This is a genomic window from Mesorhizobium sp. WSM4312, from assembly GCF_002294875.1.
Taxonomy (GTDB): Bacteria; Pseudomonadota; Alphaproteobacteria; order Rhizobiales; family Rhizobiaceae; genus Mesorhizobium.
Genome location: NZ_NSFU01000004.1, coordinates 323,635 through 343,188 on the forward strand (window position 1 = coordinate 323,635; position 19,554 = coordinate 343,188).

14 protein-coding genes and 1 pseudogene are annotated in these 19,554 nt (G+C 60.6%); 3 read left to right on the forward strand and 12 right to left on the reverse strand.

Translation table 11 applies throughout. The annotated features are described in order from the left end of the window. Positions 1–167 precede the first annotated feature (167 nt). Positions 168–845 carry a type 1 glutamine amidotransferase domain-containing protein gene (locus CK228_RS08630; RefSeq protein WP_095787531.1) on the reverse strand — a complete coding sequence of 226 codons (678 nt, stop codon included), beginning with the start codon at positions 843–845 and terminating at the stop codon, positions 168–170. A 520-nt stretch (positions 846–1,365) separates the two neighbouring features. On the opposite strand from CK228_RS08630, the gene CK228_RS08635 reads away from it, so the two are divergent. Then, a complete protein-coding gene (locus CK228_RS08635) occupies positions 1,366–2,415 on the forward strand; it encodes an alpha/beta hydrolase (RefSeq protein WP_095787590.1) in 1,050 nt (349 codons plus the stop codon). Positions 2,416–2,475: 60 nt separating this feature from the next. On the opposite strand, the gene CK228_RS08640 is transcribed toward CK228_RS08635, so the two are convergent. The 7 genes from CK228_RS08640 to CK228_RS08670 all read right to left on the reverse strand — a co-directional run bounded on the left by CK228_RS08640 (position 2,476) and on the right by CK228_RS08670 (position 9,873). Continuing rightward, positions 2,476–3,591 (reverse strand): redoxin family protein, encoded by a 1,116-nt coding sequence (locus CK228_RS08640; protein WP_095787532.1) that lies wholly within the window; start codon positions 3,589–3,591, stop codon positions 2,476–2,478. A 40-nt stretch (positions 3,592–3,631) separates the two neighbouring features. After that, the gene (locus CK228_RS08645; protein ID WP_095787533.1) at positions 3,632–4,042 is read right to left on the reverse strand and encodes a cupin domain-containing protein; all 411 of its coding nucleotides are present in this window, start codon (positions 4,040–4,042) and stop codon (positions 3,632–3,634) included. A 68-nt stretch (positions 4,043–4,110) separates the two neighbouring features. Next, positions 4,111–5,436 carry an epoxide hydrolase family protein gene (locus CK228_RS08650; protein WP_095787534.1) on the reverse strand — a complete coding sequence of 442 codons (1,326 nt, stop codon included), beginning with the start codon at positions 5,434–5,436 and terminating at the stop codon, positions 4,111–4,113. Positions 5,437–5,664: 228 nt separating this feature from the next. After that, positions 5,665–5,940 carry a hypothetical protein gene (locus CK228_RS08655; RefSeq protein ID WP_095787591.1) on the reverse strand — a complete coding sequence of 92 codons (276 nt, stop codon included), beginning with the start codon at positions 5,938–5,940 and terminating at the stop codon, positions 5,665–5,667. A gap of 400 nt (positions 5,941–6,340) precedes the next feature. Further along, a complete protein-coding gene (locus CK228_RS08660) occupies positions 6,341–6,967 on the reverse strand; it encodes a VOC family protein (protein ID WP_095787592.1) in 627 nt (208 codons plus the stop codon). 153 nt (positions 6,968–7,120) lie between these two features. Beyond that, positions 7,121–7,495 carry a response regulator gene (locus CK228_RS08665; RefSeq protein WP_095787535.1) on the reverse strand — a complete coding sequence of 125 codons (375 nt, stop codon included), beginning with the start codon at positions 7,493–7,495 and terminating at the stop codon, positions 7,121–7,123. Further along, the gene (locus CK228_RS08670; protein WP_095787536.1) at positions 7,492–9,873 is read right to left on the reverse strand and encodes a PAS domain-containing protein; all 2,382 of its coding nucleotides are present in this window, start codon (positions 9,871–9,873) and stop codon (positions 7,492–7,494) included. Before CK228_RS08670 ends, CK228_RS08665 begins: the two co-directional genes overlap by 4 nt. Before the next feature lie 205 nt (positions 9,874–10,078). Between CK228_RS08670 and CK228_RS08675 the strand changes: the two genes are divergently transcribed. Together CK228_RS08675 and CK228_RS08680 are read left to right on the forward strand one after the other, a co-directional pair. Further along, positions 10,079–11,647, forward strand: coding sequence for an MFS transporter (locus tag CK228_RS08675; RefSeq protein ID WP_095787537.1), 1,569 nt, complete (start codon positions 10,079–10,081; stop codon positions 11,645–11,647). Continuing rightward, positions 11,644–12,690, forward strand: coding sequence for an HlyD family secretion protein (locus CK228_RS08680; RefSeq protein ID WP_095787538.1), 1,047 nt, complete (start codon positions 11,644–11,646; stop codon positions 12,688–12,690). Before CK228_RS08675 ends, CK228_RS08680 begins: the two co-directional genes overlap by 4 nt. A gap of 633 nt (positions 12,691–13,323) precedes the next feature. On the opposite strand, the gene CK228_RS08690 is transcribed toward CK228_RS08680, so the two are convergent. From CK228_RS08690 to CK228_RS08710, 4 genes and pseudogenes are all read right to left on the reverse strand, one after another. Continuing rightward, positions 13,324–14,517, reverse strand: coding sequence for an IS91 family transposase (locus CK228_RS08690; protein WP_095787539.1), 1,194 nt, complete (start codon positions 14,515–14,517; stop codon positions 13,324–13,326). Between the two features lie 2 nt (positions 14,518–14,519). Beyond that, positions 14,520–15,427 (reverse strand): annotated as a pseudogene (locus CK228_RS08695) (tyrosine-type recombinase/integrase). A 492-nt stretch (positions 15,428–15,919) separates the two neighbouring features. Beyond that, positions 15,920–16,375 (reverse strand): MucR family transcriptional regulator, encoded by a 456-nt coding sequence (locus CK228_RS08705; RefSeq protein ID WP_095787540.1) that lies wholly within the window; start codon positions 16,373–16,375, stop codon positions 15,920–15,922. A 181-nt stretch (positions 16,376–16,556) separates the two neighbouring features. After that, positions 16,557–19,319 carry a UvrD-helicase domain-containing protein gene (locus tag CK228_RS08710; protein ID WP_245437993.1) on the reverse strand — a complete coding sequence of 921 codons (2,763 nt, stop codon included), beginning with the start codon at positions 19,317–19,319 and terminating at the stop codon, positions 16,557–16,559. Positions 19,320–19,554 lie beyond the last annotated feature (235 nt).

Consider the following 19,554-nt stretch of genomic DNA (forward strand, 5'->3'; position numbering starts at 1 on the left):
CATCGGTGACAGTCTCTGACACGAAGATGCGCCACATGCGTTGCGAAAGCGATGATGCTTTGGTGTTGGTTTGCGATGAATGGCTGAAAGCGGACGGCGCTCACAGCGGCGGATGTTCGTGCCGCACATTTCATTGTCGCCCACCTCGTCCTGTGCCACAGCGCGACCTAAGCGCGCAGAACCCCGAGCAACTCGACGGCGGCTGAACCCGACGAGGACGGGTTCTGGCCTGTGATCAGCCTCCCATCGACGACCGTGAAATCGACCCAATCGCCTTTCTTCTCATAGAGACCGCCCAGACGCCTCAACTCGTCTTCGACGAGGAAGGGTACGACGTTCGTCAGGTGGACGGCTTCTTCCTCGGTGTTGGTAAAGCCGGTGACGCGCTTGCCACTGACGATGGGCTGTCCCTGATAAGTCACTTTTTGCAGAACGGCCGGGGCGTGACAGACGGCAGCGACCGGCTTGCCTGCGTTGTAGACGTCCTCGATCAGGGCGATCGAATTCCTGTCATCGACGAGATCCCACATGGGGCCATGTCCGCCAGGATAAAACACCGCATCGAAGTCGGCGGCTTTGACATCGCGAAGCACCGTGGTGTTGGCCAGGACAGCCCGAGCGGCGGCATCTTCCTTGAAACGCGTCATCGCCTCGGTCTGGTTTGCCGGATCGTCGCTTTTGGGATCGATCGGCGGCTGGCCACCTTTCGGCGACGCCAAGGTAACCTCCACGCCGGCGTCCCTGAAAACGTAATAGGGAGCAGCAAACTCCTCGAGCCAAAACCCGGTCGGCTCGCCCGTGTTGCCGAGTTTGTCATGCGACGTCAAAACCATCAGGATCTTCATCGTCGGTCTCCATCGTTTGGTGGCCTTGGGATAGCCACGCGTGCGTTGGCTTGCCGTTGTTATGGATCTACCTTCTCCAGGTTCCTATTGTTCGTAAGTGTCGGTTGCTCTGTTGGGGCCCCAGGGATTTTCCAACCGCGCATCCACGGTGTGCGCGCAAGAGGCGCGCCTCCCGTCGCAAACGCTGATGTCTCCAATTTCTTCGTGCGATTGGTTCGAAGGTGTCGGCGATACCTTGGTGCAATGGATTTGCGTGCCACGTCAGTCAAGTCTGTCCTTCGCACCCGAGCGGGCCCCATGGGAATTGAAGCGCCATGATCGAGTTCTTTCTCGCTACGTCGTCCGTTGCCGGCGCCATCGGCACGCGTCCCGGATCGTCGCGGGGCGCTCCGGCGCCGTGGCAATTGTTCTGGGAGCTGACGCTGTCCCTGCTGACGTCATGGAAGAGACGGTCGACCTCGGTGTCGCGGCGCTGACCCCGCGTGATTCCAACCATAGCAATCAAAGGATGAGTTCGATCATGACCACGACCTGCCGTTCCGAGACAATCAACCACCGCCGGCGGCATCTCATCGGCGTCGCGGCCGTGACGCTCGCCGCCTTCGAGCTTGGTGCAGGCACACAAGCGGATGCTGCGTCCAGCGAGACAGCGAAGGCAACGCCGCCGCCGAAATCGTTCGGCCCGCTCAGGCAGATCGACGCTGGGCAGTTGAACGTTGGATATGCCGAACTGGGGCCGGCCGACGGCGCGCCTGTCGTTCTGCTGCACGGCTGGCCCTATGACATCCACACCTATGTTGATGTTGCGCCTTTGCTGGCGGCGCAGGGGCACCGGGTGATCGTTCCGTACCAGCGGGGCTATGGCACGACGCGCTTCCTGTCGGATCAAGCGCAGCGCAATGGCCAACAGTCGGCTTTCGCGGCCGACGCCATTGCCCTTATGGATGTCCTGAAGATCGAAGGGGCCACGATCGGCGGCTGCGACTGGGGCGCCCGCACGGCCAACATCATCGCTGCATTGTGGCCGAGCCGGTGCAGGGCCATGGTGTCCGTCAGTGGCTATCTCATCGGCAACCAGCAGCTCGGCAAGCTGCCATTGCCGCCTAAGGCCGAGCTGCAATGGTGGTATCAATATTACTTCGCCACCGACCGCGGCCGCGCCGGTTACGAGAAGAACAGGCGCGAATTCGCCAGGCTGATCTGGCAGACGGCGTCGCCGCGATGGAACTTCGACGATTCCACCTTCGAACGCAGTGCCGCCTCGTTCGACAATCCAGATCACGTTGACATCGTGATGCACAATTACCGCTGGCGACTCGGCCTCGCCGGGGGCGAGCCGCAATATGACGACTACGAGCGGCAGCTTGCCCAGGCGCCCCTCATCGATGTGCCGACGATCACCCTGGAAGGCGACGCCAATGGCGCTCCGCACCCGGAGGCGGGTGCCTATGCCAAGATGTTCTGGAACAAATATTCACACCGCGTCATCGAGGGGGGGATTGGGCACAACCTGCCGCAAGAGGCGCCCGAGGCCTTCGCGCAGGCGGTCCTGGATGTCGCGAGCGGTTAATTGCGGCGGCGCTACCAGTCGATTGGCGGTCTGAACAAGCCGAGCAGGTCGTCCTATGGATCAGCCGAACGTGAAGCAGAAAACCTCGACGCCGGGAGCAAGAAATTCGATCTCGAACTGGCGATCAGCGATGGGTCCCTGTTGCCGGATCAACTGGAACAGGCGTTGCTCGCTCACCGTGCCGTTGCCTTGTTCGTCAACGTCCATGCCGTGAGATCCGCCTGGTGGCTGACCATCGATCAGAATGCGAAATTTCACCGAGGTTCCAGGAGCCGCCGGCCCCATGACAAGATGAAGATCGCGGGCGTGAAAACGGTACGTCACGCGGCCATTGGCCTTTTGTACCGAGACTCCGTCGCTTCCCATCGTCCAGTCGCCTGACAACGCCCATTCGTTCAGATGCAACTGTGCCGACGCTTCATAAAGGTGCGGCTTATTGCGGACCGCGCCGCCCAGGGACGCAAAGCCTTGGGTTCGCTTGTAGCCGACGTAGTTTTCCCCCGACTTGAGGTTGGCCTTGTCCGCGGCGGCTTCGAGGCCGCGCGCGTCGACCGACACCAGATCATCGCCCACGCCTTCGGCGCCAGCCTCTGCGAGCAGCTGCTTGATGGTCATTTCCGACTGTTCATACGAGCCCTCGCCGAAATGCTGGTCGCGAACGTTTCCTTGCGCATCGATGAAATAGAGTGCCGGCCAATAATTGTTGTTGAAGGCGCTCCAGATCGCTGCCTCGCTGTCGATGGCGACGGGATAGTCGACGCCCAGCGCGTTCACCTCGCGGCGGACGTTTTCGATGTTCTTTTCAAATTGGAATTCCGGCGAGTGGACGCCAATCACAACCAATCCCTGGCTCTTATACTTTTCCGCCCAGGCACGGAGGTAGGGCTGTACGCGCATCCAGTTGATACAGGTGTAGGTCCAGAAACTGACGAGGACGACTTTCCCGCGCAGAGCTTCCGGTGTCAGTGGCGGCGAGTTGAGCCACTCGTCGGCGCGATCAAGAGACGCCAACTCCGATCGGCCGGCGATCCATCTGAAAATGGAGCCATGAACAGACGAAACCGGCGTGGCTTTGGCAGTCATGGGCCGTCCTTTTGCTTCCGCTCCGAAACTGGCGTTCGACAGGCCAATCGCGGTGGTGAACAAGAACGAGGCCAACAATTGGTTCGTCTTCATGCGGAAAATCCTCCAGCGTTCGAGCGTGGCCTCCGGATGCTCACTTCACCAATTCGACGAGCGGCTTGCCCTTCTCGACGACATAGGTACCAACCTCGGCCGCAGTGACAGTGCCGACATTTTTCGCCGCATGGGCCACCATGGCGGGAACAAACAGCACGCCGCCGGCGTCGACCGTTACAGCAGGCTGGCCCTCGACCTCGTATTCTATAGAGCCTTCGATGACATAGATGACCTCCTCGCCGGGATGCCTGTGCATGGGAAATGCCGCTCCCGGTGCGAAGTCCACGCGCGTCTGAATAGCCTCGTGTCCTGGGACGCTGATGTCATGCCTCTGCAGGTCCGTCCGCTTGATGCCAGGCATTTGTTCGAGTTGTTGCGCCCGGCTGGCGTTTAGTCCAATGCTGCTTCCAGCGATCAACAGGATCGCGCCAATCAGCCTTGCATTCATGTCAGCCTCCTACGGTTATGGATGATTCACCCGGCCGTCTCTGGCCGGGTGGCATGTGTCGAAAATTGTCAGGCCTGCCGAAGCGCCTGGAAGGCTGCGCGGAGTTCGGCGCTGAACAGCTCCGGCTGCTCCCACGCCGCGAAGTGTCCGCCCCTGTCGACCTCGTGAAAATAGGTCAGGTTGGGGTAAGCACGGCGCGCCCATGTCTCTGGCGGCTTGTAGACGTCCTCGGGAAACACGGTGATGGCTACGGGAAGCGAGATTTCGGAAGTCTTCTGGGCAGCCGCGATGATAATGCTTCCGTGGCCGCCATTTTCCCAGTAGAGCCGCGCAGACGAGGCTCCGGTGTTCGTCAGCCAGTAGAGCGTGATGTTGTCCAGGACATCGTCTTTCGTCGGCGAGTTGCCAGGATCGGCGCCGTAGGACCAGTGCGAAAAGCCGGGATGCACGAGAACCCACGCCGCAAGACTGGCGGGAGAATCCGTCATGCCATAGCCCACAGTCTGCGGCCGCGCCGACATCATGGTGAAATATGCCAGGTTGCCGTTTTTTCCCGACATCATGAGCGCTTCGATGACGGCGCGCTCCTTTTGGGAGACGCCCGCCGGCAACGGCGCCCCGCCGAGGGCAGCGGCTGCCTCCGGGGGCACGGTTGCTGGAAGGTTGACGTGGATGCCGCGCAATCCGGGTGCTGCTTGACGCGCCATGGCGTTGCTGATGGCACTGCCCCAATCGCCGCCCTGGGCGACATAATTTGTGTAGCCGAGGCGTTTCATCAGCTCCGCCCATGCTTTGGCGATGTGGTCGGGATCCCATCCGGTACCAGTCGGTCTGCCCGAGAAACCAAAGCCCGGCAATGAAGGGATGACAACGTCGAACGCTTCCTCGGCGCTTCCTCCATGCGCCGTCGGATCCGTGAGCGGCCCTATGATTTTGAGCTGTTCGATGACAGAGCCCGGCCAACCGTGCGAGACGATCAAAGGAAGGGCATTCTTGTGCCGGGAACGCACGTGGATGAAGTGGATGTCCACCCCGTCGATGCTGGTGATGAACTGCGGCAGCGCATTGAGTTTTGACTCGATTTTGCGCCAGTCATAATCGGTGCGCCAGTAGTGGACCAGTCCGCGTAGCTTGGCCAACTGAGCGCCCTGCGACTGATCGTCGACGGTCTCTTTGTCGGGCCAGCGTGTGACGGCAAGTCGCCGACGAAGATCGACGAGATCCCTTTCAGGCACACGAATATGGAAGGGACGGATGGCGTCGGCATTGGCCGCCGCAATTAGCGGCGACGGCAACAGGATCGCTGCACCAGCGACCACGACGCCTGTCGTGACCGCGGCCAAAAGTCGGCGACGATCCCGATTAATACCTCCTGAAGCATGCGTCTTGTCCATTCGTCCAATCCTCATGTGCGGTTCTATTTTCCAGGCACGCCCATCGAGCCTGCCGTAGATGAGAACCGATGCCGTTCGAGACCATCGCACGCGGCGGGGGAGGGGCCTGACGAGGCCAGCGACCGGCATCGGTGACGCTGGCCTGAGCGATGGCCAGCGGAAATCAAGAGAGCAAATTTTATGACGGGCGAACTGCCCGTCATCCATGGCGGTGGAGTGGCGGACGACCTACTTCATTCCGCCGAGCGCATTCACATTGGCGCAGAACTCGGCATAGGGTTTGCTCATTGCCGCGTCGTTGCATTCGCGCATGATCATTTCGCGCATGGGTTTGGGTTTCGCCATGAATGCCGCCTTGAACTCCGGCATTGGCTTCAGCGTCTTCATCGACGAGTCGGTATAGAAGGGCGCCAGGTCGTCGACGGCATCGAGTGCGCCGGCGAGTGCCGGGCCGGCGAGTGCGGAAAAAGCGAGCGCGGCGAGACTGACTGCTTTGATCTTCATGACGTAGTTCCTCTCCAGGGTTTTCGCCACCGTCCCAATGACAACGGCGCCAGCGATGCATCCGACAAAAAGACAGATGAGATGTGAACTTGCAATAAGTGAAAGTTAAAGATACATTGTGCTAAGGTGTCGGCAATACTTTAGTGTTAAGATTGAATTTCGCATGGTAAAAAATCAGATGAAGAGAGTGATTTTCTTAACGTCAGTTATATTGTAAATACTTGTCTGAAGGTCGAGGGCAGGAATGTCGGGCGTTTATTTGCCAACGGCCCCACAGGCCGGCGAACCACGATCATCATGTCATGTGCGGTGTTCCTCGCCCGTCAGCTACGCAGAGATGGAAACGCAGCGGGCGGTGGCTGATCGGTGGCGAGCCGATTCCAACCGACGGCCGCGCCTCTCATATGGGAAGGGGTTTGCCAGCCTGCTCGGCAACCATGTATTCACCATACCAGGCAGGCCAGTTCTCATCCCGCTGGCCGCCGTTGCGAGTCTCGTGCTCGCCATGCGCAACCGCCGCGCGATGCATCGCGGCAGCAAGCTCGGTTGGCGAGGTGAACGTCGTGACGTTCGCGTCCACGCGTCCCGGCAATCGAGTGGTGACTTCCTGGAGCAGCCAGCGATTGCCATCCGGGTCGCTGAAGGAGGCCAGCGAACCGTAGCTGGCGTGGTTCGGGGCCGGGCCGCCTACCGGACCTGAATTGCCCCGATGGAACACTTCAGTAATTTCGACGCCGTGGTCGGCGAGTTCGGCGCGCGCCGCCTCAATGTCCGACACGACCAGAAAAAGCACCGGGTTTTCGCCAAGATGTATCGAGGACGGCGAGCCGGGGGGCGTAAGCTGAACGGCCCGGGAGCCGTCGCCCCTGACAAAATCCGCATCGACCCGCCAACCCAGGTCACTGTAAAAGCTCTTGGCGCGATCGACATCCGCGACAGGGATGACGGCGACCTCAAGTTTCATGTCGACTGCTTGCGCTTTCGAAATTTCGGGCGCGGCTTCGCCGCTCGACAGAATGGCGTTCATTTTGATCTCCTTTATTTGCGTGGCTGCATCCGTCACAGTTCGGATGCTGAGGCCAGATTTGGCCGACACCCTGCGAAGATCAATTGCACGAAAGTGTCGGCGATACCTTTGGCTTGCCAGATGCCGACCCCGGTGCTTTCGCCGCAGGCATTCTCAATCGGCCTCCAGTGCGAAGTCGATCGCTTTCTGCAGCGCAACGTCGCTGAACGGCTTGAGCAAGCATCCCGCAGCCCGCCCTTCTAGGAGGATCGGTCGAACCGCTTCGTCTCTTGGCGCCGTGATGAACACGATTGGAATGGACTGACCGCGGCGTGCCAGCTCTCGTTCGAGATCCGGTCCGGTCATTCCGGGCATATGGACGTCAAGAACAAGGCAGTCGGTTTCCTCGATGATGTCAGATCCCAGGAACTGCTCGGCCGAAGAAAACGCTTCGGCACGGAAACCGAGTTCTCTCACCAGATCGGGCAGCGACTCGCGTACAGACTCGTCATCGTCGACAATCGACACGAGGGGGTGGATGGCCGTCATGAAAGGCCTCGGTTGATTGTGGCGCTGGCAGGCGCCGAGGTCACCGAGGAGGGGTGTGAAGGAATATCAGGCCGTACATATTCGCGAATGGAAAAGGAGAACGTTGCCCCTGGGCCGTCGTTTGCCTCTGCCCAAAGACGGCCGCCATGGCTTTCGACGATGGAACGGCTGACGGAAAGACCGATTCCCATGCCGTCAGCTTTGGTCGTGTAGAACGCTTCGAAGAACTGCTCCGACACGTGCGGGTCGAGCCCGACTCCGGCGTCTTGAACGAAAAGACGGATATCGCCGTCCTCGCCTGGTTCGGTTCCCAGCACGACAAGCCTTGGACGATCGTCGACCATGATCGTTGCGTCGGCGGCGTTGCGGAGCAGATTCATGATGACCTGCTGCAGTTGAACGCGGTCGCCGCCGACGAAGGGGAGTCCGCTTGCAAACTGGGTACGAAGGAGCACCCGATTTCGTTGAAGTTCCCCCGAAAATAGTGCGATGACCTCTACAGCGGCTTCGTTGAGATCAACCGGCTCGATCGCCGCAGACTTTTTGCCGAACAGAGAGCGAAGCCGCGCGATTATGTCGGCCGCGCGATTGCCGTCCCTGATGGTGCGCCGAGCGGTTTCGCGCGCTCCAATGACGTTCGGCGGGTCGGCGGCCAGCATGCGAAGGCAGGTGCCAGCGTTGGTTACGATGCCTGAGAGCGGCTGATTGACTTCATGCGCGATTGACGCGGTCAGGGCGCTCAAACTCATGATCCGGGTCGCATGTGCAAGTTCGGACCGGATCTTCTCCAACGCTTCTTCAGACCGCCGGCGTTGTGTGATGTCGAGAACCGCACCGATGTATTCGATCTGGCCGGAATCGCTGTGCGCAAGGTGCGCAATCAGGTGAAGGTGTTTGACCGACTGATCGGGCAAGACAATCCGGTGCTGAAATTCAAAGTCGCTCTCGCCCCGATGTGCCATTTCCAGCATGTCACCCATCAGATGGACATCTTCCGGATGGACACGGCTGGCGATCCGCTCAAGCGTTATGACGGTTCCGGGCTTGAAGTCGAAGATCCGGTAAAGAGGCTCTGACCAAAGGATCTCGCCGGTTGTAACATGCCATGAAATATTCCCCATGCCGGCGAGATACTGACCTTCCGCCAAGAATGCTTCGCTGCGCTTCAGAGCCTCTTCGGCTCGCTTGCGGTCATCGATGTCGGTGTTTGTGCCATACCATTTTATGATGTTTCCCGTTTCGTCCCGAAGCGGGTTCGCACGGAATAGAAACCATCGGTACTCGCCGTCATAGCGACGCAGGCGTGCTTCAGCCTCACCGGGCTGCCCGGACGCGAATATCGCTTGTAAGGTTGAATCAAGGCCGGCTGCGTCGTCTGGATGGACCGACGCGGTCAGATCCCAATATTCGGACAGCTCGGTGGTCGGTTCCCAGTCCTTGGTACCCATGGAGAGGCCGACATAGTAGAGATAGTGCTGGTTGAAAAACTCCGCGGAACCGTCGGGCCGCGCCGACCACACCATCACGGGAATGGTGTTGACGATGAGGCCAAGATTGCGTCCCTTGTCCCTTAGACTCTCACTCGCGCGCTTGCGATCCTCGATATCGATAATGCTGCCGTACCACTTCACGACATTGTCGGTGTCGCCGCGATGCGGATAGGCTTGGGTCAGGAACCATCGGTATTGTCCGTCACCACGGCGCAATCGCGCCTCGGCCTCTCCGGGCCTTCCTGAAGCCAGAATGGCCTGCAAGGTCGAAGTCAAGCCAGCTATGTCGTCTGGGTGGACTGATGCGGTCCAACCCCAGCCCTGGGCTTCCTCAGCGGTAATGCCGAGATAGTCGAGGAAATTCCTGCTTAAGAACTCAACTGCGCCAGTGGGCTCCGCAGTCCACGCCAAGGTAGGGATCGAACCGAGAATCCGTTGAAAAGTTCGCTCGTTTTGTTCGAGTGCCTTCTGCTGGAAATCCTGCTCGGCTGCGGCCAACTTAGCCTCGCGTTGCCGGATCGATTCTTCGGCGCGTATCCTGTGCCCGATTTCGGTGCTGATCGCGAACCACTCGACAATGCGGCCATTATCGTCGAACACAGGACTGCAATTGATCGCGAAATATTGGTAGCCCCCGGCAGCGCTGCGCAAGCGCGCTTCCATTTCGCCCGGCTGACCCGATGCGAGCAAGGCTCGCCAGCGTTCGAGAAGGTTTGGCAGGTCTTCCGAATTTATCGCTGCCTGCCATCCCGAAATTAGCGCTTGCTCCAGGTCGAGCCCGGTATAGGCAGACCAGCTTTGGTTGACAAAACAAGCCTGCCCATCCGGCAGCGCGATCCAGATCATGGCCGGCAGTGCATCCAAGACACGGTGCCGATCGATCTCCATTTCGTCCCCTTCGCGGTGTCGCGTGCGCGGACTATGCGCTGGCGCGATACCGCCGTCCATTGTGCGTTGGTGTCGGTCGGCAGCGCGCACCCTGGCTGACCATGCGGGCGACCCATCTCAAGGTATCGGCGACACCATCGTCCAATGGACTGGACGCCACGTGGCGGTACCGTTGCGGATCGCCAACCGTCGAGGAGCGCTTGCAGTGACGACGCCGAGTGCATTGACGCCAAACAAAGCGCTTTTTCTTGCCACCGGCCTTGCAGGATCGCTGCTCATCAGCCTGTCCGCGCAATTACCTTCGGCCAATATCGCCGACATCCAGGGAGGGCTCTTTGCTACTCCGGACGAAGCCTCCTGGATCTTGACAGTCTACACCATGGCGAGCTTCGCCGGGATCGTCACCTCGGGGCCATTCATCAGGTTCCTCGGCATCGGCCGATATCTGACGGTGAGCGCTTCTGTCTTCGCGATCATAGCGTTGGCCTGCGCCACCGCTCCCGACATCCGGGTGATGATCGCGCTGCGGACAATTCAGGGTTTCGTGGCCGGGGGCTTTGGTCCAGCCGCCTTCGTCACTGTCTTCATGGTCACCGGCGGACCGCGGCTTCCGCTTGGCGTCACCTTGCTCGCGTTCGTGCTTCTGTTTCCTGGCTCGCTGGGACCGGTGGTGTCGGGCTTTGCCGAAAACAGCTTTGGCTGGCAAGTCCTGTTCCTGATCCAGGCAGCCTTCGGCGCGATACTGGCCGGCGCGGCTTGGATCTGGATGCCGCGTCAGGAAGATCTGGATTGGTCGGCGCTCAGGACCGATTGGACCGCGGTGATCCTGCTCTCGTTTGCGCTGGCGACGCTGATGCTGGTGCTAACCCAAGGCACGCGGCGGTTCTGGTTCGAGAGCGAATTGATTGTCTGGGTCGCAGCGGCTTCACTCGGCGCGTGGGCTGGTTTCGTTTTCCTGCTGCGGCTCTCACCATTGCCCGTCATATCGCCCCGGCTTCTTGCGACGCGCAAGTTCGGCATCCCAATCGCGCTCAATCTGGTGTTTCGCGTCGGCCTGGTCGTAATCTCCTATCTCGTGCCGCAGTTTCTCGCAGTCGTGCAAGGTTATAGGCCGCTGCAACTCGCCGAGCTGTCCTTGTGGGCCGCGATCCCGCAGCTTTTCGCGCTGCCGCTGGTCTGGTGGATCATGCATCGGCTCGACATGCGATTGGTCATGGCGCTCGGCTTGATGCTCTGCGCGGTTGGAACAGCGTTGGTGGCTGATGAGACGGCTCTTTTTGCCGCCGAGCAGTTTCGCCCGACCCTTGTGGTCTTTGCGGTGGGCCAGTTGCTTTTTCTGGCCCCAGCTCTGGTGGTTGGCGCAACCGCGCTTAAGCCCGCTGACCTGCCGACCGCATCACTTGCCTTCAATTTAGCGACGCTCGGAGGCACGACCCTCGGCATCGCTTTGGCGTCAAATTTGGTAGCCGAACGCGAAAAGTTCCACTCCAATATCATTGCCTCGAATGTATCGGTCTACGACGCTCTCGATGCCGATCGCCTGACGGCGCTCTCGGGAGCATTTGCCAACCGGTTGGTCGACGACAGCGGGTCGACGGCCGGAGCGGTCTCCATCTTGGCCGCCCTCGTGCGCCGCGAGGCGTGGGTCCTGGCGTTTAACGACGGCTTCCTATTGGTAGCTGGTGTGTTGCTGATCGGTGCGATCGGCATTGTCGCGATTGGGCCGTCGCCGGCTTTGAAGCCGCTGAACGTTGTCGAGGGAGAACCACAATGAAGCTTTTGAGCGCTGGGCTGGGCAGTCTTCTCGCAGCGGTAACGGTGTTCGTCGCAGCCTCGACCTCGATGGCCCCCGGACGATGGTTTGCCAGCCTGCAATCGACGTCAACCGACAACGCATATGTGCGCGGCGACGTCACGCCAATCAGCCCCAAGGTGAGCGGCTACATCACCGAGGCCGCCATACATGACAATCAGGCGGTGAATACCGGGGACGTCCTGTTTCGAATAGATGACAGCGACTATCGCGCTCGGGTCGACCAAGCTGCCGCCGAGCTTGCCATGCGTGGTGCGCTCCTCGCGAATCTGACCAGCCGGCTCGATCTGCAGAGCGCGGTTATTGACCAGGCGTCGGCGGTTTTGGAAGGCGCCGAAGCCGAAGCCCAGCGCGCCGGGCGTAGCCTCGAGCGTACTCAAGAACTGAACCAAGGCGGCTGGGCTTCCCAGTCGGTGAGCGATGAGATGGAAGCCGACAATCTCCGGGCGCGCGCCAAGAGCGCCGAAGCGCGAGCAAATCTGGCCGCCGCCCGACAGCAGATGAACGTGATCGAGACCCAGCGCCCGCAGCTTGACGCCGACATCACCGCAGCAGCGGCATCTCTCGCGCTGGCCCGTATCGAGCTCGCAAATACAGTCGTGCAGTCGCCAGCTGACGGCTGGGTTGGCGAACGCCAGGCCAGGGTCGGACAGTATGTCCGTGCAGGCACTCTATTGGTCGCGGTCGTGCCTCGGAACTTCTGGGTCGTTGCCAATTTCAAAGAAACCCAGATCGCCGCGCTGCAGATCGGCGACAGCATTGCCATTTCAGTCGATGCTGTGCCTGGCGCAGGATTCAAAGGGCGCATCGAAAGCTTCTCGCCAGCCAGCGGCGCACAGTTTGCTCTCTTGGCACCAGATAACGCGACCGGCAATTTCACACGCATAGTCCAACGCATCCCGGTCAAGATCGCCTTCGATGCTCGGCAGCCAGGACTCGATCATTTGCGACCCGGCATGTCAGCCTTCGTGGCCCTGTTGCCCGCCAATCATTCCGCGAACTAGCTGACGGGAGGTTTGCTGTGGCCGAGGATGCCTTGCGGGTGCAACCCATCGCCTTGTGGAGCTGCCAGCTGAGTGGAACAGCGCAACGAGTCTTGTTTGATTTCAACCCCGCTCGGTATAGCGGGCTAGAAAAGCATCGCGGTTGCCGCCGTGCCCTCAGAGAGCGACGATGTCTGTACCCTCAAGTGCGAGTTGACCTCGTTTCTGAAGAGAGGTTCCAAAATCGACGGAAGAGCAATAGCGAGGCGCCTTAGCCTTAACGTTGCAGGGCCGTTAGCGGCGACTGAACGTCCGCTCGTAATCTGTCTCACTCCTAAAGCAGCCAGTCCGCTCTCGTGAAGAGTTTCGGGCGCCGGCAGGCGTACGAAAGTCCCCGAGGAAGGAACCCGCGGGCCCCAGGCGATGGCTATGGGGATTTCGGATTTCGGCAGATGTCGGCGATGGCGCGACCGTCGCCGGGGGACGGCGGGTTCGATGCGGACAGACCGCTTCGTTGCGCCTCCAAGCGATGTTGTCGGCCCGGCACGCGGCTGGGCGCGGCTGTGTCGGCATCGATGATCACCCTGGACACGCGTGGATCCGGTGCCGGAGGCCGATGGTCTGCGGCTGAATGCTGGATGATACCATGCCGGGTCATGGTGCGTTCTCCCGGTTCGTCGCGGTTGCGCCCGGCGGTCCGCGCGGCTGCCTCCATCGTTCGAACGTCTCGATGATGATCATGCGGCCGCCACAGCAGGGGCATGGCGGGCGGAAGTTGTCCGGTTCGTCCGTGGTATCATCGTCGGACAATGCGGCGACGTTCAGGAGTTCGCGTGCAAGCGTGAGGCTAGCCTTGCGGGCGCCGCTGGCAAGCAAGCCGTAGTGGCGGATGCGATGGAAGCCGCGCGGCAGGACGTGCAGCAGGAACCGACGAATGAACTCGTCGGTGGCGAGTGTCATGACCTGCTGCCGCTCGGCGCCTTCGCGACGGTAGTCCTTGTAGCGGAAGGTGACGCCGTTCTCTTCGAACCGAATGAGGCGGCTGTTCGAGATGGCGACCCGGTGCGTGTAGCGCGACAGATAGGCGAGCACCGCTTCCGGTCCCGCGAACGGCGCCTTGGCGTAGACCACCCAGCGCTTCTTCCGGACCGGCGACAGCTGGCGCAGGAATGCCCGCCGTTCCGCGAGATGGGCAATGGCGCCGAAGAAGACGAGCCGGCCAGCCTCGTGCAGGGCGACCAGCCGGGAGAGGAACAGGCGGCGGAACAGCTTGCCGAGCCCGCGCACCGGCAACAGGAAGGCCGGACGCGACGATATCCAGCGGCTTCCGTCCGGCGAGATGCCGCCGCCCGGCACGATCATGTGCACGTGCGGATGATTGGTCATCGCCGAACCCCAGGTGTGAAGGACGGCGGTGATGCCGATGCGTGCGCCGAGATGCTTCGGATCCGCCGCGATGGTCAGCATCGTCTCCGATGCCGTCTTGAACAGCAGGTCGTAGACCGCCGCCTTGTTGTGGAAGGCGATGGCGGCGACCTCGACCGGCAGCGTGAATACGACGTGGAAGTAGCCGACCGGCAGCAGGTCGGCCTCACGCTCGGCAAGCCATGTCCGCGCCGTGGCACCCTGGCACTTCGGACAGTGCCGGTTGCGGCAGGAGTTATAGGCGATGCGCCACTGGCCGCAGTCCTCGGACGCCTCGACGTGACCGCCAAGGGCCGCGGTACGGCAGTGCTCGATCGCCGACATGACCTTGAGCTGGGCGAGGCTCAGATGCCCTGCATGGGCGACCCGGTAGGCGGGCCCGGCGGCGCGGAAGATATCGGCAACCTCGATCGAGGCGCGCACGCTCAGCCGTCGGGTGAGATCTCTTCCGGCTTGAACAGGCCAAGCTTGTCGAGCGGGCTCGTGACGGTGCGCACCGTGCGGGTTGCAACCTTGGTGTAGAAGGCGGTGCTATTTAGCTTGGCGTGCCCGAGCAGGACCTGGATGATCCGGATGTCGGTGCCGTCCTCCAGCAGGTGGGTGGCGAAGCTGTGACGCAGCGTGTGCGGCCCGACCCGCTTGGCGATGTCGGCCGCCTGCGCTGCCTCGACGACCACGCGATAGAGCTGGCGGGTGCTGATGGGCTTCATCGCATGCTGCCCCGGAAACAGCCAGCCGTCGCGATGCATCACCCCCTGCTGGCGTCCGACCTTCCACCACTGGCGCAGCAACAAGAGCAGGTCTTGCGACAGCATGGCGTTGCGGTATCGCCCGCCCTTGCCGCGCTCGACATGCAGCAGCATGCGCTCGCTGTCGACGTCGGCGACCTTCAGCGTCGACACCTCCGCCACGCGCAGGCCCGCGCCATAGGCGACCGAGAGCGCAGCCTGGTGCTTGAGGCAGGTGGTGGCGTTGAGCAGCCGGGCAACCTCGTCGCGGCTCAGTACCACCGGCAGCCTGCGCGGGTGCGCCAGACGAACGAGCTTGCGCGCCAGATCGGGACGATCGACCGTATGGGGAAGAAGAAGCGCAGCGCCGACACGATGCTGTTCATCGTCGGCACGGGAACACCGTCGTCCTGCTGCTCGATCTGGAACCGACGCAGGTCGTCGGTGGTCGCTGTGTCTGGTGAACGCCCGAGGAATGTCGCCAGGCGTCCGATGTCGCGGAGATAGTTGCGCTGCGTCTCCCGTGAGAAACGCCGCATGTTCATGTCGTCAATCAGCCGCTGGCGAAGTGGACTGATCGGTGCATCAAGAACAGGATAGGGCATGGTCAGGCTCCTTGTTGAAGAAGCCCGTGATGCTCTGCCGCTGCCGAACCACCCTCAATGCGAGCGCGACGTCCGGCTCGTGATCTCTACCTCACCCCACGCGCCCTCCCGCGCAGCGGGTTCGTTCCCCGGCTCCACGGCGGGCGTCGGACGGTTCTACAAATGGCCATCGACTGGGGTTCCTGGAAGCTTTTCGAACTTTCTGTCTTGCTGCTCCCGTCGAGATGCGCGCGCTTCTGAAGGAGGTCGTGGTGTCTGGATCCGCTGTGGTGCAACCTTGATCCAAGCATCTATGGGGGTTCGAGTCGGTAGACCGCTACATCGCGAGACCCACTATCGAGGAAGCACTCTTCTGCTATCGGCGACGCTCAGTCTAAAGCGCAAACGTCGCCGAAGATCGCCCGGAATGATGGTGGACGCGCGGGTGGTCTCGATTGGCTACCCGCACCTGTTGAGGCGCCCGAGGTTGGACGTTCCGACTGCTTGGCTTCACTAAGCCCTGGGTTTGCGTTTGGCAGGACCCTTTTTGGCCGGCGCTGGTTGCGGTTTGCGTCCGAGCCCCGCAGCCTTCGCGAGCGTAGATCTTTGGGCCGCGTAGTTCGGTGCTACCATCGGGTAGTCTGGCTTCAATCCCCACTTTTCGCGGTATTCGTTTGGCGTGAGCCCGTAGTGAACCGCAAGATGACGTTTCAGCGATTTGAATTTCTTTCCGTCTTCCAGGCAGATGATGTAGTCCGGCGTTACCGACCTTTTCGGATTGACGGCGGGTTCCTGCTGAGACGGCTCGGGCACATTCAGCTGACCAAGGCCTGTAAGCGACGAATGGATCGACGCGATAAGATCTGGCAGCCCGGCGACGGGCAGGGGGTTTTGGCTGACATAGGCAGAGACAATGTCTGCCGTCAGCCCGACCAGATCAGCTGTCACGGCTTCGTTTTGATCACTCAAGTATTCGCTCCTAGTATGGGGTCACGTCCGCATCGCCCATTTTCCGTATATCGCAATTTTGAGCGATACCGAGATAAATCTACCAGCCGCTTCTTTCCCCCGTCAGGCCAACGCAGCTCAATGCTCGTAGAGCATGAGTTCCCAGAGGGTCCCAGTTCGCCGTCACAATGAGTGCAGGCGGTTACCGTCTTCGCACTATGCTCGCCGGTTCCGTGTGCTTGCAGTCTGGAAACTGATTGCATCCACGAAACATCGGTCCGTCTTTGTTGCGCCGCTCCACCAATTGGCCGACGAGGCAAGCTGGGCATTGGCTCAATTCGCCTCCCTCAACCGTCTCGAAGCGGACTTCGTCGCCGGCGATCTCGCAAAGCTCCTTGATATAGCGGGATGGCTGACGGCGATTGGTGAGCATGTAGATGCCTCGGCTGGCACGCGTAAGCGCTACGTAGAACAGGCGTCGTTCTTCCGCGTACGCGAAGGTCTCGGGGCGGGGAATGACTAGGTTCAGCAGCTCATCGTCTTCGATGCGGCTTGGCACTCCATAGTTGCCTTCGCTGACATCGAGCAGGACCGTATAGTCTGCCTCAAGGCCCTTGGCCCTGTGAAATGACAGCCCCGTCACCTCTATGTTGGCAAAGGATGGCGGCCTTCCTTCAAAAGGATCGAGGGCGTTGTAGCGCCACAAAACCAGAACCTTAAGCTTGTCGCGCTTTTCGTCGCGCCACCGGTTGGCAATACCCCCCAAAGCGCCATCAAGCCGTTCGAGCAGGCGCTGGCATGCCACCGCAAAGTCCGGCTTGTCGCGTTTATCATCGATGGGAATGACACGGATTGATCGCGAGACGGCCGGGCGCGTCGAGCGGACGGACTTCTTGATCTGTTCGGGATTGCGCTGAACGAACTTCGCGGCCGTCTCGGCAATGAGTTGGTTACAGCGATACGTCTGCTCCAGGCGCCCCTGCCAACTGGTCCCGAAATTCGCTTCGAACCGCGTAAAGATCGTGATGTCCGATCCGGCAAAGCGATAGATCGACTGCCAGTCGTCTCCGACCGCGAACACCTTGCTGAACGCTTTCTGCTGTTTGAGCGCCTTGATGAGGTTAGCGCGCGGCTCGGAAATGTCCTGAAACTCGTCCACGAGAATGAGGGAATAGGGGCTCCGATATCGTCCGGTCTCGACCAGCCGCACCGCATCCGCGATCATCGAATCGAAGTCGATCCGTTTCGTTTCCTCAAGCTTTTGGGAATACCTCTGACTGATCGCCCAGACTACGTGCGCGAATATCTTCGCACGCCCCTTGTCATGTAAGGTCTTGGCACGTTCGAGCAGCATGTCGAGCGTGAGGTGGCTGGCACGTATGTGCTTCAAGCATGTGGCTATCAGCTGGTGATAGTGCTTGATCACCACTGGATCGAGCGCCTTGGTGATTTCGGCGTAGGCCTTGCGCTCGAAAGGTATGGAACGGCGCGTCAGTTCGGATTCGAGCGTGCTGAGCAGCGTCTCGTTGTTGGCCTGCGCTGAAGTCGTCTCGAAGAAGTCGATCTCATTGCGGCGATATGCCTGCCGCTTGTTTTCAGCGTGCTCGGCGTAGTCCGCAAAGGGTGAGCTTCCGTCCGAATCGAGCGCGAAATGCTCATGCACAGTTTCGGTCTGCGGATAGTAGAAATCCGGATGCAGATGACGGACGCTGCCACCGTCTTCCTCCACCGCAATTTGCCGTTCATATTCGAAGGCGACCGAATGCAGCCAAAGCCAGTTGGCGATCTTCTTCTCCTGCAACGACTTTACGATCACGGCGGACAAGGAACCGATCGTGGCGCTACCCTTTCTGAGGGTGTCCGATACGTAGCGCCGGTAGTCGGCCTCCCCGTCAAATACCTCTATCGGGATGTCGGCCTTGGGATGCACGACCAGAAGCTCAGCCCACATCCGGGCAAATTCCGGATCGCTCTCGACAAGGTTCTGGATTATCGCCTCGATGACCCTGGTTTCGCCAGCGGGATGATCCACCCAGTTGGCGAGCTGGGGCGGTCGGCCCTCGACCTCCTCAATGATTCCGCGCCCGAGCGCATGAAATGTCGTGACGCGACACTCCAGGGCACTCTCAGCAACCTGCAGCTGGGCAGCGATCCTCGTCTTGAGTTCATCGGCTGCGCTCTTGTTAAAGGCCAGCAGCAGGATCTCGTCGGGCCGATAGAGCTGTTTCTCCAGCACGTAGGCGACCTTGCCGACCATCGTCGCGGATTTGCCGGAGCCCGCCGAGGCCACCAGCAGATTGTTGTCCTCCAGGCGAATGCAAGCCTCGCGCTGCTGGTCGGAAAATGAGCGCCGGTCGAGGTCGTCGAAAAAGGACTGGAACCTGCTCAATTCCGAGCTGACGAAAGCCTCGTTGTAGGCGTGGCGCACGCCCGGGTTCGTTATCATGGCGAACGAGGCCGGAAGGGAGGCTTTGAGTCCCGCCGGCATCAGATCCGGGTCGAGAAGCGGGTGAGAGAGGGCGGCCGCTGCGGTGCCAGCGACGCCGGCAACGGCCCTGCCCAGGTCGGCCTGTGCAAGATACTGTCTGTTGCCTTCGGTAATCTCGCGAAGCCTTGCGTCGACATCAAGCAGGCGATCTTTTTCGGTGGCGATCAGCCCAAAGAGGTGAGTGTTGATGAAGGCGTGAAGGTCTGCGGCCAGCTGTGCGGCTGCGTCCCCCGACAGCGCCGATAACACATCTGTTCTGCCGCGAGCGCGGATCTCGACAGTGTGCCACAAGAGAGCCTTGCTGGTGGAAATCGAGACGATATCGAGGCAGCTGAGCTCTACTTCGCTATCTTGAGCCAGCCGGAAATGTCCCGAGATTTTCGGGTCTACGGTCAGCTTCCATTTTCCCGCTGGAAACATCCGCGCAAAGAAACCTGGGCGGTAGGTCCGCGAGCGGGCAGATAGCAATTTGGTCAAGGCCACGTTCAATACGCTCGGTCGGCAAGAACTCCTCAGGAGCGAATATCAGCAACAGATTGAGATGTTCCAAATCATCGTGGTCGGACATTGCTCGGGCCGCGATGCAGGCTGCGGCTCTCTTTCGTCGACCGTCACGGGAAACAATGCAACCGCGTCGGCGCGTCAACGGTCTCACTAGATAGTTGCGAAGAGTTGCACCCTACCAAACGCCGGACTTTCATTTTACGTCCTA

What these genes read in the sequence shown, in the direction of transcription:
- CK228_RS08630 (WP_095787531.1), bottom strand. Translation starts at nt 845, where the DNA reads ATGAAGATCCTGATGGTTTTGACGTCGCATGACAAACTCGGCAACACG.
- CK228_RS08635 (WP_095787590.1), top strand. Translation starts at nt 1,366, where the DNA reads ATGACCACGACCTGCCGTTCCGAGACAATCAACCACCGCCGGCGGCAT.
- CK228_RS08640 (WP_095787532.1), bottom strand. Translation starts at nt 3,591, where the DNA reads ATGAAGACGAACCAATTGTTGGCCTCGTTCTTGTTCACCACCGCGATT.
- CK228_RS08645 (WP_095787533.1), bottom strand. Translation starts at nt 4,042, where the DNA reads ATGAATGCAAGGCTGATTGGCGCGATCCTGTTGATCGCTGGAAGCAGC.
- CK228_RS08650 (WP_095787534.1), bottom strand. Translation starts at nt 5,436, where the DNA reads ATGGACAAGACGCATGCTTCAGGAGGTATTAATCGGGATCGTCGCCGA.
- CK228_RS08655 (WP_095787591.1), bottom strand. Translation starts at nt 5,940, where the DNA reads ATGAAGATCAAAGCAGTCAGTCTCGCCGCGCTCGCTTTTTCCGCACTC.
- CK228_RS08660 (WP_095787592.1), bottom strand. Translation starts at nt 6,967, where the DNA reads ATGAACGCCATTCTGTCGAGCGGCGAAGCCGCGCCCGAAATTTCGAAA.
- CK228_RS08665 (WP_095787535.1), bottom strand. Translation starts at nt 7,495, where the DNA reads ATGACGGCCATCCACCCCCTCGTGTCGATTGTCGACGATGACGAGTCT.
- CK228_RS08670 (WP_095787536.1), bottom strand. Translation starts at nt 9,873, where the DNA reads ATGGAGATCGATCGGCACCGTGTCTTGGATGCACTGCCGGCCATGATC.
- CK228_RS08680 (WP_095787538.1), top strand. Translation starts at nt 11,644, where the DNA reads ATGAAGCTTTTGAGCGCTGGGCTGGGCAGTCTTCTCGCAGCGGTAACG.